This is a genomic window from Micromonospora sp. L32, from assembly GCF_052068055.1.
Classification (GTDB): domain Bacteria; phylum Actinomycetota; class Actinomycetes; order Mycobacteriales; family Micromonosporaceae; genus Micromonospora; species Micromonospora purpureochromogenes.
Map to the genome: position 1 here is coordinate 51,350 of NZ_JBQHDD010000014.1, position 14,401 is coordinate 65,750.

At 74.0% G+C, this 14,401-nt stretch carries 18 protein-coding genes and 1 tRNA gene; 7 read left to right on the forward strand and 12 right to left on the reverse strand.

The genetic code is table 11. From position 1 onward, the window contains the following. Window positions 1–16: 16 nt before the first annotated feature. Window positions 17–91: transfer RNA gene (locus ACTMTB_RS28660), tRNA-Val, on the reverse strand. A gap of 106 nt (window positions 92–197) precedes the next feature. Next, window positions 198–833 (reverse strand): TIGR02611 family protein, encoded by a 636-nt coding sequence (locus ACTMTB_RS28665; protein ID WP_441149289.1) that lies wholly within the window; start codon window positions 831–833, stop codon window positions 198–200. Between the two features lie 293 nt (window positions 834–1,126). Here ACTMTB_RS28665 and ACTMTB_RS28670 point away from each other — a divergent pair, with 293 nt between their 5' ends. Further along, entirely contained in the window at window positions 1,127–1,558 is a 432-nt protein-coding gene (locus tag ACTMTB_RS28670) for an SsgA family sporulation/cell division regulator (RefSeq protein WP_007457244.1), read from the forward strand. Between the two features lie 69 nt (window positions 1,559–1,627). On the opposite strand, the gene ACTMTB_RS28675 is transcribed toward ACTMTB_RS28670, so the two are convergent. Continuing rightward, on the reverse strand, window positions 1,628–2,407 hold the full coding sequence (locus tag ACTMTB_RS28675) for an SDR family oxidoreductase (RefSeq protein WP_441149290.1): 780 nt from the start codon (window positions 2,405–2,407) through the stop codon (window positions 1,628–1,630). Window positions 2,408–2,545: 138 nt separating this feature from the next. Here ACTMTB_RS28675 and ACTMTB_RS28680 point away from each other — a divergent pair, with 138 nt between their 5' ends. From ACTMTB_RS28680 to ACTMTB_RS28690, 3 genes are read left to right on the forward strand one after another with little or no spacing between them, the layout of a single operon-like run. Continuing rightward, the gene (locus ACTMTB_RS28680) at window positions 2,546–3,436 is read left to right on the forward strand and encodes a helix-turn-helix transcriptional regulator (RefSeq protein ID WP_441149291.1); all 891 of its coding nucleotides are present in this window, start codon (window positions 2,546–2,548) and stop codon (window positions 3,434–3,436) included. A 22-nt stretch (window positions 3,437–3,458) separates the two neighbouring features. Continuing rightward, window positions 3,459–3,914 carry an RrF2 family transcriptional regulator gene (locus ACTMTB_RS28685; protein WP_154943001.1) on the forward strand — a complete coding sequence of 152 codons (456 nt, stop codon included), beginning with the start codon at window positions 3,459–3,461 and terminating at the stop codon, window positions 3,912–3,914. After that, complete coding sequence (locus tag ACTMTB_RS28690) at window positions 3,914–4,432, forward strand: GNAT family N-acetyltransferase (protein ID WP_441149292.1); 519 nt, start codon at window positions 3,914–3,916, stop codon at window positions 4,430–4,432. The genes ACTMTB_RS28685 and ACTMTB_RS28690 overlap by 1 nt, the downstream gene beginning before the upstream one ends. Window positions 4,433–4,458: 26 nt before the next feature. Here ACTMTB_RS28690 and ACTMTB_RS28695 read toward each other — a convergent pair whose 3' ends face one another. The 7 genes from ACTMTB_RS28695 to ACTMTB_RS28725 form a co-directional block, all read right to left on the reverse strand. Then, complete coding sequence (locus tag ACTMTB_RS28695) at window positions 4,459–5,073, reverse strand: malonic semialdehyde reductase (protein ID WP_441149293.1); 615 nt, start codon at window positions 5,071–5,073, stop codon at window positions 4,459–4,461. Next, window positions 5,070–5,612 (reverse strand): flavin reductase family protein, encoded by a 543-nt coding sequence (locus ACTMTB_RS28700; RefSeq protein WP_441149294.1) that lies wholly within the window; start codon window positions 5,610–5,612, stop codon window positions 5,070–5,072. The genes ACTMTB_RS28695 and ACTMTB_RS28700 overlap by 4 nt, the downstream gene beginning before the upstream one ends. Before the next feature lie 55 nt (window positions 5,613–5,667). Further along, window positions 5,668–7,002 carry an LLM class flavin-dependent oxidoreductase gene (locus ACTMTB_RS28705; protein WP_441149295.1) on the reverse strand — a complete coding sequence of 445 codons (1,335 nt, stop codon included), beginning with the start codon at window positions 7,000–7,002 and terminating at the stop codon, window positions 5,668–5,670. Window positions 7,003–7,013: 11 nt separating this feature from the next. Further along, window positions 7,014–7,877 carry an ABC transporter permease gene (locus tag ACTMTB_RS28710; protein WP_441149296.1) on the reverse strand — a complete coding sequence of 288 codons (864 nt, stop codon included), beginning with the start codon at window positions 7,875–7,877 and terminating at the stop codon, window positions 7,014–7,016. Further along, complete coding sequence (locus tag ACTMTB_RS28715) at window positions 7,870–8,814, reverse strand: ABC transporter ATP-binding protein (protein WP_441149297.1); 945 nt, start codon at window positions 8,812–8,814, stop codon at window positions 7,870–7,872. Before ACTMTB_RS28715 ends, ACTMTB_RS28710 begins: the two co-directional genes overlap by 8 nt. Then, a complete protein-coding gene (locus tag ACTMTB_RS28720; protein ID WP_441149298.1) occupies window positions 8,811–9,830 on the reverse strand; it encodes an ABC transporter substrate-binding protein in 1,020 nt (339 codons plus the stop codon). The genes ACTMTB_RS28715 and ACTMTB_RS28720 overlap by 4 nt, the downstream gene beginning before the upstream one ends. 138 nt (window positions 9,831–9,968) lie before the next feature. After that, window positions 9,969–10,046, reverse strand: a complete 78-nt coding sequence (locus tag ACTMTB_RS28725; RefSeq protein WP_349881247.1) for a putative leader peptide — start codon at window positions 10,044–10,046, stop codon at window positions 9,969–9,971. A 244-nt stretch (window positions 10,047–10,290) separates the two neighbouring features. Between ACTMTB_RS28725 and ACTMTB_RS28730 the strand changes: the two genes are divergently transcribed. After that, on the forward strand, window positions 10,291–10,470 hold the full coding sequence (locus ACTMTB_RS28730; RefSeq protein WP_334574726.1) for a DUF4236 domain-containing protein: 180 nt from the start codon (window positions 10,291–10,293) through the stop codon (window positions 10,468–10,470). A 267-nt stretch (window positions 10,471–10,737) separates the two neighbouring features. Here the strand turns inward: ACTMTB_RS28730 and ACTMTB_RS28735 are convergent, their stop codons facing one another. Next, entirely contained in the window at window positions 10,738–11,640 is a 903-nt protein-coding gene (locus ACTMTB_RS28735; protein ID WP_441149299.1) for a hypothetical protein, read from the reverse strand. Window positions 11,641–11,660: 20 nt separating this feature from the next. After that, window positions 11,661–12,182 (reverse strand): VOC family protein, encoded by a 522-nt coding sequence (locus ACTMTB_RS28740; RefSeq protein ID WP_441149300.1) that lies wholly within the window; start codon window positions 12,180–12,182, stop codon window positions 11,661–11,663. A 50-nt stretch (window positions 12,183–12,232) separates the two neighbouring features. On the opposite strand from ACTMTB_RS28740, the gene ACTMTB_RS28745 reads away from it, so the two are divergent. Together ACTMTB_RS28745 and ACTMTB_RS28750 are read left to right on the forward strand one after the other, a co-directional pair. Continuing rightward, window positions 12,233–12,691 (forward strand): MarR family winged helix-turn-helix transcriptional regulator, encoded by a 459-nt coding sequence (locus tag ACTMTB_RS28745; RefSeq protein ID WP_441149329.1) that lies wholly within the window; start codon window positions 12,233–12,235, stop codon window positions 12,689–12,691. A 57-nt stretch (window positions 12,692–12,748) separates the two neighbouring features. Further along, on the forward strand, window positions 12,749–14,293 hold the full coding sequence (locus ACTMTB_RS28750; RefSeq protein WP_441149301.1) for a tetratricopeptide repeat protein: 1,545 nt from the start codon (window positions 12,749–12,751) through the stop codon (window positions 14,291–14,293). Window positions 14,294–14,401 lie beyond the last annotated feature (108 nt).

The following is a 14,401-nucleotide window of genomic DNA, read 5'->3' on the forward strand; positions in this document are numbered from 1 at the left end:
TTCTGCGTTACTTCAATGGTGGGCGATACTGGGATCGAACCAGTGACCTCTTCGGTGTGAACGAAGCGCTCTCCCGCTGAGCTAATCGCCCTCAGCGCCGATGACTCTACCTGATCGTGTGAGCGGACCGGAAATCCGGGTCCCGCGCGCCGCACCCCGGCCCGCCCGCTCCCCGCACCCCGGTGCCGCAACCCCGGTCAGTGCGTGGCGAGGTAGTGCAGCAGCCGGGCCACCAGGTCGATGCCGAGGCTGTACTTGAGCGAGAGCCACACCACCGTGGCGACGAAGATCAGGCCGACGGATCCGAGGGCGACGCGTACCGGCAGGGACCGGGAGGTGGCCCAGCGGGTCCAGGCATGGACGTGCCGTCGGGTGAAGGCGAGCAGCCGGCGGGCCCAGTGGAACTCGACGGCCCAGATGGCGAGGCCGCCGATCACGATCAGCCAGCCGGGGCCGGGCAGCGGGATCAGGGCGAGGCCGACGGTGACCACCAGCGCCCCGGCGATCGCGATGAAGATCTTGAGTGCGACCCGGCCGGTGGGGTTGGCGCGGATCAGGTCGAGACTGGTCCGGACCCGCTGCCGGAAGCCGGTCGGCGGGCGATCAGCAAGGGCGGTGCCGGCGCCACCGGAACCACGGGTGGGACGGCCGGCGCCACCGGCCCGGACGGGGCGCGAGGCGGCGCCGCGGGCAGGCGCGCGACCTCGACCGGAGCGGCCGCCGGCGGCAGGCCGGCCGGTCCCGTCGTGCTGATCCTTCGGCACCGCGTTCCCCCGCCTTTCGGCTGCTCGGACCCCTACTTTCGGTGAGTCGGTCGCGGTCGCCGCATCCATTGAGGATCGGTTCGTGACCATTTCACCCCCCAGTGTCGCCCCGGCCCGTCACTTGCGCAGACCACTGGACGTTACCGGAGTAAGTCGACGACTGAGCCACCCGACGCCGGGCGGGATCACGCACTGGGCAGACCGGAAATCGTACAAGAAGTTTCACATTCTGGCGGCGCTTCCGAGGCACTTCCCACCACTGGGTGAAGTCAGCGTATGGCGGAGCGTAGCCAGGAGTAGCACCTGAGTATGGGAAAAGCGGGACACGCGCGTTCCGCAGCGGTGCCGGGGGGAGAACGTCCATGAGTGTCATCCGACCGACGACCGTAGAGGTCGAGACGTCGCTAAGGCTCGTCGCACCTGACGCCACCGCCTTGCCGGTGCGTGCCAGTCTGCGTTACGACCCTGCTGACCCGTATGCGGTCCATGTCCTGTTCCACGCCGAATCCGCCGGTGGCGAGGCCGTCAGTTGGTCCTTCGCCCGCGAACTGCTGGTGACCGGTCTCGACGAACCGGCCGGCATCGGCGACGTCCGGGTCTGGCCCTGGGCCACCCCGCGCGGCGACTTCGTCGCGCTGGCGCTGTCGTCACCCGACGGCAACGCGCTCTTCGAGGTGCCACGCAGCGTGCTGGTGCGCTTCCTGCGGCGGACCTACGTCGTCGTCCCGCGCGGCCGTGAGGCCGAGCACCTCGACGTCGACACGGCGGTGAACCGGCTGCTCGCCGGCCGCTGACCCATCCGATCGGAGCCGCGTGGATCTGCCGAGTCCGCGCGGCTCCGGCTCACCCGCGACGGGTACGCCTCAGCCGTGCGTGGTGAGGCCGCCGTCGACGGGAATCACCGCGCCGGTCAGGTACGCCCCGGCGCGCGACGACAGGTAGATCGCCGTGCCCGCCATGTCCTCCGGGCGGCCGATCCGGCCCAGCGGCACCTGCTGTTCGATCGCCGAACGGGACGCCGGGTTCTGCAGGGCGAACGCCATCATCTTGCTCTCGAACGGGCCCGGGGCGATCGCGTTGACCGTGATCTGCTCACCGGCCAGTTGGTGGGCCAGGCTGCGGGTCAGCATGTGCACCGCCGCCTTGGTGGCCGAGTAGGCGTACACCTCCATGAACGGCACCCGGATGCCGTCGACCGAGCCGATGTTGATCACCCGGGCCGGGTCGTCGGCGCTGGCCGCGGCGCGCAGCGCCGGCAGCAGCGCGGTGGTGAGCCGGAAGACCGCCTTGACGTTCACCGCCCAGAGCTTGTCGAACGCGCTCTCCGGGTACGCCTCCAGCGGCGCGCCCCAGGTCGCGCCCGCGTTGTTGACCAGCACGTCGAGCCGGTCGCCGGTGCGCTCCCGCACGGCTGCGGCGAGCCCCTCGGCCCCCGCGTCGTGGCTCAGGTCGGCCGGCACGCCCTCGCACCGCCCCTCGGCGGAGAGCTCCTTGGCCACCGCCTCGCAGACGTCGGCCTTGCGGGAGGAGACGATCACTCGGGCGCCGGCCTGCACGAAGCCCCGGGCGATCATCAGCCCGATCCCCCGCGTGCCGCCGGTGACCAGGACCGTCTTGTCGGCGACCGAGAACAGCTCCGTCATGCCCATCCCTCACGAGTCGGTGGACCTACCGATCGGTAACGTAACCGGGCCCCCGACCGGGGACAACCCCGCGTACGCGACACCGCGGTCCCGTCGCCGGGATGCGACTGCCTCCACCTCCGGTTACCGTCGCAGGTGATGGTCCCTTCCGGTCAGCTCTCCCCGGCAACCCGCCCCGACCTGCCCACCCCCGAGATCGACCTGCTCGACCTCGGTGACCTCGCCCGCGAGCCCGGGTGGCGCCGCCCGACCCTGCTCGACGCGGATCTGCTGATCCTGGTCACCGGCGGCCACGGCACGGCCGAGCTGGACTTCCGCCCGCTGCCCTGCCGGCCGGGCACGCTGCTGCGGGCCAGCCCCGGCCAGGTGCTGCGCTGCACCCCGCAGCTCGACGCGACGGTGGTGCGCTGGCGCGGCGAGACGCTGCGCGGCCTGGACGTCGACCCGGACGCCGTGCCGACCCACCACCAGCTCGCCGGCGAGGACGAGGACGCGGTGATCAACGAGGTCAGCCAGTTGGCGGTGGACAGTCGCCGGCACCGCGCCAACCCGGCCGCCCGGGCGCTGCTCCGCCACGAGCTGGCCGTGCTGCTGCTGCGCCTGGCGCTGCTCCCCACCGACCGCCCCGGCGGCGCCGACGGCGGGCCGCACCGGTCGGAGCTGGCCACCTTCCACCGGCTGTGCCGGGAGATCGAGCGCGGCTACCAGCACACCCGCCGGGTCGAGGACTACGCCGCTCAGCTGGGCTGCTCCGTGCGTACCCTGACCCGGGCCTGCCTGGCGGTGACCGGGCGCAGCGCCAAGCAGGTGGTGGACGAGCGGGTCGCGCTCCAGGCCAGCCGGCTGCTGGCCGCCACCGACGAGCCGGTGGCCCGGATCGGTCGCCGGCTGGGCTTCCCCGAGCCGACCAACTTCGGCCGCTTCTTCACCCGCGAGGTCGGGGTGAGCCCGGGGGCGTTCCGGGCCGCGCGGGAGCAGCCGCTGCGACGGATCGTCCGGCAGCGTCGGCCCGCCGACCCGGCGGAGTGAGCCGGCCGGGCATGATGGCGGGGTGCAGATCTCCGCGCGCGGCGACTACGCGGTACGGGCGGCGCTGAGCCTCGCCACCGCGTACCCCTCGCTGCTGTCCACCCAGGCGATCGCCACCGAGCAGGACATGCCGCGCAAGTTCCTGGAGGCCGTCCTGGCCGACCTGCGCCGGGCCGGCATCGTGCGGGCCCAGCGCGGCGCGGAGGGCGGCTACACGCTGGCCCGGCCGCCCCGCGAGGTCACCGTCGGGGCGATCCTGCGCGCCGTGGAGGGCCCGCTGGCCGGGGTGCGCGGCCTGCGCCCCGAGGAGACCCGGTACGAGGGTTCGGCGGAGAACCTCCCCCGGCTCTGGGTGGCCGTGCGGGCCGCCGTCCGGCAGGTGCTCGACGAGGTCAGCCTCGCCGAGGTGGTCAGCGGCCGACTGCCCGCACACGTCCGAAAGCTGACCGCTCTGCCCGACGCCTGGGAGCCCCGCTGATGCCCACCCCCACCCTGCGCACCGACCGGCTGCTGCTGGAGCCCTACCGCCCGGCCGACGCCGACGACTTCGTCGCCCTGCTCAGCGACGCCGAGGTGGCCCGGTACATGGGCGACGGCCCGATGACCCCCGCCGACGCCGCCGCCCTGTTCGGCCGGGTGTTCACCACGGTCTACGCCGAGGACCTGTTCGACGTGTGGGCGGTGCGCCGCGACGGCCGGTACGTCGGACACGCCGAGATCAAGCGCACCGACCAGGTCGACGGCCACGAGGTGGTGTACGCCCTGGCGAAGCCGGCCTGGGGTGCCGGCCTCGGCACCGAGCTGGCCCGGGCCCTGGTCCGGTACGGCTTCGACACCCTCGACCTGACCCGGGTGCACGCCACCGTCGCCGAGGCCAACACGGCCTCCCTGGCGCTGCTGGCCAAGCTCGGCTTCGTCCACCAGCGGGACGTCACCGAGGACGACGGCAGCGTGACCCGGGTCCTCGCCGTCGACCGCGCGCCGGTGCCCGCCTGAGCCGGCGCCGGCGCGCGCCCTCGGAGTCACAGCGTCCGGATCACCTCCTCGGCGGCCAGCCGGGGCAGCCGGTCGTGCCAGGCGTCCGGGCCCGGGCGGCCGATGTTGACCAGCAGCAGCACCTCGTGCCGGCCGTCGGGGAAGAACTCGCGTCGCACGCCGGCGGCGTCGAAGCCGGCCATCGGCCCGGCGGCCAGCCCGGCGGCGCGCACCCCGAGCAGGAAGTAGCCGGCCTGGAGGGTGGCGTTGAACCGGGCCTGGGCGACCCGCTCCGCCCGGTCGGCCAGCCAGTCCTTCGCCGCCGGCCGGTGCGGGAACAGCTCCGGCAGCCGGTGGTGGAAGTCCACGTCCGCGGCGAGCACCGCGACCAGCGGGGCGGTGGCCGTCTTGGCCCGGTTGCCGGCGGACACGTGCGGCAGCAGCCGGGCGCGCGCCGGGGCGGAGCGCACCAGCAGCACCCGCAGCGGCTGCCCGTTGAGCGCGGTCGGACCGTACCGGACCAGGTCGTGGATGGCGGCGACCTGGGCGTCGGTGACCGGCTCGTCGGTGAACGTGTTCGCCGTGCGGGCCGCCCGGAAGAGCAGGTCCTGGGCCTCCCGGTCCAGCGCCAGCAGATCCGCCGCCACCGACGCCCGCGTCACGCCGCCACCGCCGTGGCGGTGCTGGTGTAGCCGCCCCGGTGGTAGACCAGCGGCTCGGCGTCGGCGCCGGCGGCCAGCGTCAGCGGCTCGGCGATGACGACGGTGTGGTCGCCGGCCGGCACCCGGTGCACGACCCGGCAGAGCAGCCGGCCCAGCACCCCGTCCAGCAGCGGCACCCCGAACGGCCCCGGCGTCCACCCCCGGTACGCGGCGAACCGGTCGATCCCGCTGGTGGCGAAGATGCGGGCGGCCTCTGACTGGTCGGCGGCGAGCAGGTGCACCGCGACGTGTTCGGCGCGGGCCAGCACCGGCCAGCTCGACGAGGCTACGCCGAGGCAGAACGAGACCAGGGGCGGGTCCAGCGAGACGGAGGTGAACGAGGTGGCGGTGAAGCCGGCCCGCAGCGGCGCCCCGATTCCGCCCAGGCAGGCCGGGTCGGTGCCCCGGGCGACGGCGGTGACCACGGTGACGGTGGACGCCTGCCGGCGCAGCAGCCCCCGGAACAGGTCCCGGTCCACCGGCAGCAGGTCGGCGCTCACTCCGCCACCTCAGCTCGCGACTGCGGGGCTCGCAACCCCGGCTCACTCCTCGCGCTCACGCCGTCACCAGCTCGCGGGTGGCGTACGAGCTGGCCGGGCGGGGCAGCCCATAGTGCTCGCGCAGCGTCCGACCGGTGTACTCGTGCCGGAACAGCCCCCGGGCCCGCAGCAGCGGCACCACGTGGTCGACGAAGTCGGCCAGCCCGCTGGGCAGCAGCGGCGGCATCACGTTGAAGCCGTCGGCGGCGCCCTCGGTGAACCACAGCTCGATCTGGTCGGCGATCTGCTCCGGGGTGCCGGCCACCACCCGGTGCCCGCGCCCGCCGCCGAGCCGGCCGATCAGCTGCCGCAGGGTGAGCTGCTCCCGCCGGGCCAGCTCGACGACGAGCTGGTAGCGGCTCTGGTGGGCCTGGACGCTGGTCACGTCGGGCAGGTCGGGCAGCGGCCCGTCCAGCGGGTACCCGCTGAGATCGATCCCGGTCATGCCGGAGAGTTGGGCGAGGGCGTGCTCGGGGACGATCAGCGCCTCCAGCTCGGCGGCGAGGGCCTGCGCCTCTGCCTCCGTACCGCCGATCACCGGGGCGATGCCGGGCAGCACCTTGACCAGGTCCGGGTCGCGGCCGGCGGCGGTGGTGGCCCGCTTGAGGGCGGCGTAGAAGGCCTGGCCGTCGGCGAGGGTCTGCTGGGCGGTGAAGACCGCCTCGGCGTACCGGGCGGCGAAGGCGATGCCGTCGGGAGATGAGCCGGCCTGCACCAGCAACGGCCGGCCCTGCGGCGGCCGGGGCGTGTTCAGCGGGCCGCGGACCTTGAACACCTCGCCGGCGTGGCCCACCTCGTGCACCCGGTCGGTGTCGGCGAAGACCCCGGCCGCGGCGTCCAGGACGAGGGCGTCGTCCTCCCAGCTGTCCCAGAGCTTGATCGCCACGTCGACGAACTCGGCGGCCCGCCGGTACCGGTCGGCGTGCGCGGGGTGCTCGTCGAGGTTGAAGTTCCACGCCTCGCGGGACTGCGCGGAGGTGACGATGTTCCAGCCGGCCCGGCCGCCGCTGAGGTGGTCCAGCGAGGCGAACTTGCGGGCGATGTTGAACGGCTCGTTGTAGGTGGTGGAGACGGTGGCGATCAGCCCGATGTGGTCGGTCGCGGTGGCCAGCGCGGCGAGCAGGGTGAGCGGTTCGAAGACGGCCTGGATGTTGTGCCGTACGGCCGGCCCGACGGCCAGCCCGTCGGCGAGGAAGACCGAGTCGAGGGTGCCGCGTTCGGCGATCCGGGCCAGCTCCTGGAAGTGCCGGACGTCGCCGACCCGGCTCGGGTCGGTGCGCGGGTGCCGCCAGGCCGCCTCGTGGTGGCCGACGCCCATCAGGAATGCGTTCAGGTGCAGGGTGCGGGACATGGCGTTTCCTCTCAGGCGGTGACGTCGACGCGCCAGGTGGAGAAGCGGCGTTCGACGGCGACGAGGAGCTGGTTGACGACGAGGCCGATGGCGGAGATGGTGATGATCCCGGCGTACATGTCCGGGATCGCGAAGTTGTACTGGGCGTAGTTGACGAGGTAGCCGAGCCCGGCCTTCGCGCCGACCATCTCGGCGGCGACCAGCACGAGGATCGAGTACGCCCCGGCCAGCCGGACGCCGGTGAAGACCGTCGGCACCGCCGCCGGCAGGATCACCTTCTGGAACAGCCGCAGGTGGTTGAGCCCCATCGAGCGGGCGGAGCGCACCAGCAGCGGGTCGACGCCCTTCACCCCGGCGATGGTGTTCAGCAGGATCGGCCAGGAGCAGGCGTAGAGCACCAGGGCGATCTTGGAGGTCTCCCCCAGGCCGAGGATCAGCACGAAGACCGGCAGCAGCGCCAGCGCGGCGGTGTTGCGGAACACCTCCAGCAGCGGGCTGAGCAGGTCGGCGAGCGGCCGGTACCAGCCGATCAGCAGCCCGAGCGGGATGGCGGTGAGCACGGCCAGCCCCAGCCCGGTCAGCGAGCGGGTGAGGCTGGCCCCGACGTGGTCGGCGAGCTGCCCGCTGGTCAGCAGCGCCCACCAGGCCACCAGCACCTCCGACAGCGGCGGCAGGAAGACCCGGTCGACCAGGCCGACCCGGGGCGCGGTCTCCCACAGGGCGGCGAGGGCGAGCAGCGCGGCGCTGCGGTGCAGCGCCCGCCCGCCGAGGCCGAGCAGCCGACCGGGCAGCGCGGGCCCGGCGACGGCCGGCGCCGCCGGGGGCGTGGCGGCGGGGACCGCCAGCCGGGTGGGTCGTTCGGCGATGTCAACCAACGCGGGCCTCCTCGGTTCGGGTCGCCGCCGGCGCCGCGCGGTCCGCGTCGGCATCGGCGACAGCGGGGGTACGACCACCGTCGGCTCCGGTGCCGGCGGGGCGGCCGGCCCCCGGGGCGCGGACGGCGGGGCGTTCGGCGGACTGCGCGGCTCGCACCTCGTCGCGCAGCAGCGTCCAGATCTCGTGTCGGTGGTGCCGGAAGGCGTCGGAGGAGCGGACGTCCTCGATGGCGCTCCGGTCACCGAGGCCGATCTCGATGACCTGCTTGATCCGCCCGGGGCGGGAGGTCATCACGGCGACCCGCTGGCCGAGGTAGACCGCCTCGTCGATGCCGTGGGTGATGAACACGATCGTCTTGCCGGTGCGCTGCCAGATCCGCACCAGCTCGTCCTGCAACGAGTCGCGGGTCTGCGCGTCCAGCGCGGCGAACGGCTCGTCCATCAGCAGGATGTCCGGGTCGTACGCGAGGCTGCGGGCGATCGCCACCCGCTGCTTCATCCCGCCGGACAGTTCGTGCGGGTAGCGCTCGGCGAACCCGCCGAGCCCGACCAGGTCCAGGTGGTGGGCGACCAGCTGGGCCCGCTCGGCGCGGGGCACGCCCTTGGCCTCCAGTCCGAACGCGACGTTGCCGGCGGCGGTACGCCAGGGCAGCAGCGCGTACTGCTGGAAGACGATGCCCCGGTCGAGGCCGGGCCCGGTGACCGGGCGGCCGTCGACCAGCACCTCCCCGGAGGTGGGTCTGGACAGCCCGCCGAGCAGGTCGAGCAGGGTGGACTTGCCGCAGCCGCTGGGGCCGACGACGACCAGGAACTCGCCGGGGCGTACCCCGAGGGTGAGCTGGTCCAGGGCGGTGACCGCGCCGGCGGACGCGCGCCGCCCGGCGCGGACGCCGAAGGTCTTGGTGACCCGGTCGAAGCGGACCTTGTCGTCGCTCACGCCGCACCCCCGCCGGAGGCGAACGAGTTGTACCTGTTGGTGTAGATGTCGCCGGGCTTCGGCTTGTCGCCCTTGAGTTCGCCGGTGTCGGCGAGCCAGTCGATCCAGGTGGTGAACTCCCGGTCGGTGATGACGCCGCCCTTGCCGGCGACGCCGCTGCTCTTCCAGTAGCGCACCAGCGCCGGGTCCTCGTTGCGGCCGCGCTTGGCGATGATCGCCTCCAGTCGGGCCACCACGGTCTCCCGGGGCTGGCTGCGGGCCCACTCGATGGCCCGGCCGACCCCGCTGACGAACGTCTTCACCGTGTCCGGGTTGCGCTTGAGGAAGTCGTCGCGGAAGACGTAGGAGCCGCCGCTGAACGCCCCGAGCAGTTCGTAGTCGGTGAAGATGGTGCGGACGCCGCCGTTGGCGACCGCCTTGTCGCGGATCACGCCGCCGAGCACCGCGACGTCGATCTGCCGCTGCCGTAGCGACTGCTCGGAGTTCACCGGCGGGATGGCGACCAGCTCGACCTGGGCGATCTCGGCGGGGCTGAGCCCGTTGCGGGCCAGCCAGATCTTCAGCACCGCCTCGGCGTGCGCGCCGAGGGTGTTCATGCCGACCTTCTTGCCGATCAGGTCGCGGGCGGTGCGGATCGGGCTGTCGTCGAGGACGTAGTAGCCCTGGAAGGTCTGCGCGTCCGAGCCGTAGTAGCTGACCACGGCGGTGATCGGGGCGTTGGCGGTGGCGAGCTTGACGATGGCGCCGTTGAACGCGCCGCCGAAGTCGCTCTGCCCGGTGGCGGTGGCCTGGATGTCCTGCGGGCCGCCGGTGACGTTGCCGATCCACTTCAGCTTCACGTCACCGAGGTAGCCGAGGTCGGCGGCGAGTTCGGGGAGGGTGACCAGGCCGACCGAGCCTTGGTAGCGCAGCTCCTTCGTCTGGCCGTGCGCCTCGGCGTCGCCGCCGCAGGCGGTGGCGCTGGTCAGGGCGAGCAGGGCCGCGACGGCGGCGAGGGTGCGACGGAACGATGACATGGACGTCTCCTGATCTGAGCACGAGGAGGACCGCGCCCGGTGGCGCGGGGGTACGCCGGCGCGCGGCGCCGGGCCGTCGTGGGCCGGGCCGTGCGGTGTGGCGGTGAAGGGATGGTGCGGACGGCGGTGGGCGTCAGCTCAACAGAGCGCGCTCGCGTGCCGGACCAGGTCGACGTGCACGCGAGCGGTGAGAAGAAGCTCGTCCCGCTGCGACATGAGCCCATGCTGCCGGCCCGCCACGAGCCCGGTCAACGCCCTTCCACAGCATGAGATGCGCGTCGCTGACTTTGTTGCATCCCTTGCTGATCTGCGTTTACCGCCCCGCAACACCTACCTGCTGAGTAGAGATTGCGATGACCATCCACAGCGGATTCACGGCGGTGTTTCGCAAATCGTCGGTTCGGGCATGTTCGGTGGCGTCAGAGCAGGGCAGGACAGGGAACGGCGAAGGGAGCCCACGATGGGTCTGATGTTCCGTAAGCGCAAGAAGTACGGGCCGATCATCCTGAACTTCACCGAGAACGGCTTCTCCTCGTGGAGCATCAAGATCGGTCGCTGGTCCTGGAACTCCAAGGCCAAGGCGCACCGCGTCGACCTGCCGGGGCCGCTCTCCTGGAAACAGGACAAGAACCGGGCGTGACGTCCCGACGTCGAGCGGGGTGCCGGTGATTCACCGGCACCCCGCTCGACGTTCGACGGCCCGTACCCGCGGCCCCCGGCCCGGGCGGCGGCTTCGCCGTTCCGCCGCTGGCGGCGGCGTCCGCAGCGCGCTCTACTTCGCGCTGGCCACCCTGACCACCGTCGACTACGGCGACGTGAGCGCCCAGGGGCAGGTCGCCCGGGCGGTGGTCTGCGGGCAGCTGGTGTTCAGCATCCCCGGTGGTGGCCACCGGCGCGTCGGTGCTGGTCAAGCAGTTGACCGGGCGGCTGCGGCCGGGCCGGCGGTGATCAGCACGTCGCCGCCGAGCCGGCCGTGCTCCGGGTCGCGGCGCACCGCGCCGGAGTGCAGCAGGCTGGTGAGCGCGCCCACGGTGTCCGCGGCCCGGTAGACGGTCGCGGTGAGGGTGTGCCGGCGCAGCTCGGTGACCGTACGCGGGCCGGAGCGGGCCAGCTCGGCCAGCAGCTCGCGGCGCAGCGGCCCCGGCTCGGGGTGCAGGGCGATGTCGAGCAGCCCGCCCGCCGGGTCCGCGGGGTCGCGGTAGCGCACCCCGGCGAACTCGTCGACCTCCCACAGCGCGTCCTTGAACGCCTCCAGGCTCTTCTCCAGCCCGGTGCCGAACGCCACCCGCCGGGCCGGCGACCCGTCGGCCGGCACCAGCTCGACCTCGGTGACCAGCGCAAAGCCGGCGCCGGTCAGGGCCGGCCGCAGCGACACCGGCGCGGGGGCGCTGAGCAGCAGCTCGGCCGGGCGACCGGTCGCCGCGGCGGCCAGCAGCGCCGGCTCGGCGGCCGCGGCGTCCACCATGGTCAGCAGCGGTGCGCCGGCCGCGCCGGCCGCCTTGAGCACCACCGGCAGTCGGGACGCGTCCCCCGGGACCAGGTGCACGGCCACGTCGGCCGGCAGCGTCGCCTCGACCGGACCGAGCCGGGCCGGCAGGTCGGGCCCACCGCCGGCGAGCACCAGGACGGTGAGCCGCCGCCCGCGCAGCCGGTCGGCGAACTCGGCCACCACCCGCAGCGCCGCCTCGGCGGCGTCGGGATCGGGGTACGACAGGGCGAGGGTGGCCCGCCGGGAACGGTGCAGCGCCCCCGGCAGCCAGTGGTCGAGCTGCCGGACGAGCAGTTCACGCAGGACGGTGTCGGTGGCCATCGTTGTACCGTACGGCGGCCTCAGGCCGGGATGGAGATACCCACCCCGCCCCGGGTCTGGCCGCCGTAGCGTCGCCGCTCCCGGTCGAGGTCCAGCCGGCCGATCCGCTTGCGCGCCGCCAGCGCCTCGTCGTCGAGCAGGTCGGCCGGGACGATCCAGACGATCTCGAACTCCAGGCCGTCCGGGTCCTGCCCGTAGAGGCTCTTGGTGGTGCCGTGGTCGGAGGTGCCGACCAGCGCGCCCGCGGCGGCCAGCCGCTCGGCGGTGGCGCCCAGCTCGTCGAGGGTGTCCAGCTCCCAGGCCAGGTGGTAGAGGCCGACGGTGGCCCGCCCGGCCTGCGAGCGGCCGGCCGCCGCGCCGATCTCGAACAGGCCGAGGTCGTGGTCGTTGGCGGAGTCGGGCGCCTGGAGAAACGCGGCGCCACGGAACCCGTCCGGGGTCATCGCCACCGGCCGGAAGCCCAGCACGTCGCGGTAGAAGGCGACGCTGCGGTCGAGGTTGCTGACGTACAGGACGGCGTGGTTGAGGCGGTGGATTCCCATGCAGTCCACGCTAACGCGGTCTGGTTGAGCGTTCAACCATTGCCGCTATGATGGACGCCATGACCCGGTGGCTGGACCCCGACGAGCAGCGCACCTGGCGGGCCTTCCTGACCGCCTCCCGGGCGCTGATGGACACCCTCGACCGCGAGCTGCAACGCGACGCGGGGATGCCGCACGCCTACTACGAGATCCTGGTCCGGCTCTCCGAGGCCCCTCGGCGGCAACTGCGGATGAGCGAGCTGGCCGACCTGACCGGCTCCTCGCGCAGCCGGCTCTCGCACGCCGCAGCCCGGCTGGAGGCGGCCGGGTGGCTCCGGCGCGAGGACTGCCCGACCGACCGGCGCGGCCAGGTCGCCGTCCTCACCGACCACGGCTTCGCGGTGCTCGCCGCCGCCGCGCCCGGCCACGTCGAGGGGGTACGCCGGCACCTCTTCGACGCGCTCAGCCCGGCCCAGGTCGACCAGTTGCGCCGGATCAGCGAGACGCTGGTCGCCCACCTGACCAGTTGACGACTCCGATCACCGTCGGGGCTTGTACAACCCGTGGCCGGACGAGCACGATGGGGCGTGCCCTCCGGCTTCGGTGAACTGACCCTCCAGGCGCACCACCTGGTGTCCGCCGGCGACCTGGCCGGCGCGCAGCGACTGCTCGCCGACGCGCTGACCGACGTCGACCCCCGGCCCGACCACGCCTCCCCCGAGCTGGCCGACGCCGCCGGGCTCCAGGCGCGGGTGCTGGTCGCGCTCGGCGAGCCGCACTCCGCGCGCGGCTGGGCGGCCTTCGCGTACGCGGCCGCCACCCGGCTCTACGGGCGCTCGGACGAGCGGACGATCTCGGCGGGAGCGACGCTGGCCGCCGTGCTGCACCGGGTCGGCAGCAACGCCCGCGCCGCGCGGCTCTACTCCGAGGTGATCCTGGAACTGACCGCCCGCGACGGGCCGGAGTCGCTGCGGGTGCTCGCCGCGCACGCCGACCTGGCCACCGTGGAGTACGCCCGAGGTCAGTGCGCGCAGGCCCGGGAACGCCTGCAGGATGCCTGGGAGCTGCACCGCGAGGTCTACGGCGACGGCAACCCCAGCGGCATCAAGATGCTGGCCCGGCTCGGCGCGATGCAGCGCGACTGCGGCCGGTTCACCGAGGCGCACGACAACCTGGCGCTCGCCCGCGAACTGGCCCGGCAGCACCTGCCCGCCGACGACCCGCTGGCCCGGCAGGTCGCGGTCCTGGCCCGGGCGGCCGCCGACCCGGACCACGTCTGCGACGACGAGCCGCCCCCGGAGCGGGACGCCCCGGTGGTGCCGGCCGCCCGCACCGCCCCGGCCGACGAGGGGCCGCCCGAGCCGCCCGCCTGGCCGGTGGGGCCGGCGGCGACCGACCAGGCGTACCCGCCGACGGTGCCCGGCCAGCGGCTGCCCACCGAGGACGCCGACACCCCGGAGGCCGACGACCCGTACGCCGACTGGTGGCCGCCGGAGCCGGTCGCCGAGCCGGAGCCGGTCGCGCACGAGCCGGTCCCCCCGTCCGTGGTCGGGCTGGCCAACGGGTACGCCGAGGAGGCCGACGGGGTGCACCGGGTGGGTCAGCGCCACCCGGAGGAGTCCCGGCTGCTGCCGGTGGTGGTGCCCCGGCACCACGCGCCGCCGCCGCGCCGTAGCCGGGCGACCCCGGCCGTGGTCGCCGGGCTGACCGTGGTGGTGCTGGGCACCGTCGCGGTGGTCGCCGGGGTGTCCCAGGTCGACGGCGGTGGCGACGATCCGCCGGCGCCCGCCGCCGCGCCGACCGGCCCGCCGAGCCCCACCGCGTCGTCCGCGCCGACCGGCGCCGGGGTCGCCGCCCCGCCTGGCACCCCACCGGCCCGGGTGACCCTGCGCGACCGGCGCGACAACATCGCGCTGGACTGGGAGTACCCGGCGGGCGCGGAGGGGCCGGTGGTCATCTCCGGCGGCCGCGCCGGGCAGGACCCGCGCGCCTTCCAGGAGTTGCCCGCCGGCACGAACAGCTTCGTCGTCTACGGCCTGGACCGCACCAACGACTACTGCTTCACCGTCGCCGTGGTCTGGTCCACCGACACCGTCGCCCGCGCCCCCGAGGCCTGCACCCGCCGCCGCTGACCCCACCCATCCCTCCCCCACCACCCCCGCCCGCCCGGTCGGGGCCTCTTTCGGAGAAAGCGTGGTTATCCGGCACCGTGAGGGCACTCTTTCTCGGAAAGCGCGCGA

Excerpts from the sequence above, each read along its gene's own strand:
- ACTMTB_RS28690 (WP_441149292.1), top strand. The coding sequence starts at position 3,914 with ATGCCCACCCCCACCCTGCGCACCGACCGGCTGCTGCTGGAGCCCTAC.
- ACTMTB_RS28665 (WP_441149289.1), bottom strand. The coding sequence starts at position 833 with ATGGATGCGGCGACCGCGACCGACTCACCGAAAGTAGGGGTCCGAGCA.
- ACTMTB_RS28670 (WP_007457244.1), top strand. The coding sequence starts at position 1,127 with ATGAGTGTCATCCGACCGACGACCGTAGAGGTCGAGACGTCGCTAAGG.
- ACTMTB_RS28705 (WP_441149295.1), bottom strand. The coding sequence starts at position 7,002 with ATGTCCCGCACCCTGCACCTGAACGCATTCCTGATGGGCGTCGGCCAC.
- ACTMTB_RS28680 (WP_441149291.1), top strand. The coding sequence starts at position 2,546 with ATGGTCCCTTCCGGTCAGCTCTCCCCGGCAACCCGCCCCGACCTGCCC.
- ACTMTB_RS28735 (WP_441149299.1), bottom strand. The coding sequence starts at position 11,640 with ATGGCCACCGACACCGTCCTGCGTGAACTGCTCGTCCGGCAGCTCGAC.
- ACTMTB_RS28720 (WP_441149298.1), bottom strand. The coding sequence starts at position 9,830 with ATGTCATCGTTCCGTCGCACCCTCGCCGCCGTCGCGGCCCTGCTCGCC.
- ACTMTB_RS28675 (WP_441149290.1), bottom strand. The coding sequence starts at position 2,407 with ATGACGGAGCTGTTCTCGGTCGCCGACAAGACGGTCCTGGTCACCGGC.
- ACTMTB_RS28730 (WP_334574726.1), top strand. The coding sequence starts at position 10,291 with ATGGGTCTGATGTTCCGTAAGCGCAAGAAGTACGGGCCGATCATCCTG.
- ACTMTB_RS28725 (WP_349881247.1), bottom strand. The coding sequence starts at position 10,046 with ATGTCGCAGCGGGACGAGCTTCTTCTCACCGCTCGCGTGCACGTCGAC.
- ACTMTB_RS28740 (WP_441149300.1), bottom strand. The coding sequence starts at position 12,182 with ATGGGAATCCACCGCCTCAACCACGCCGTCCTGTACGTCAGCAACCTC.
- ACTMTB_RS28745 (WP_441149329.1), top strand. The coding sequence starts at position 12,233 with ATGGACGCCATGACCCGGTGGCTGGACCCCGACGAGCAGCGCACCTGG.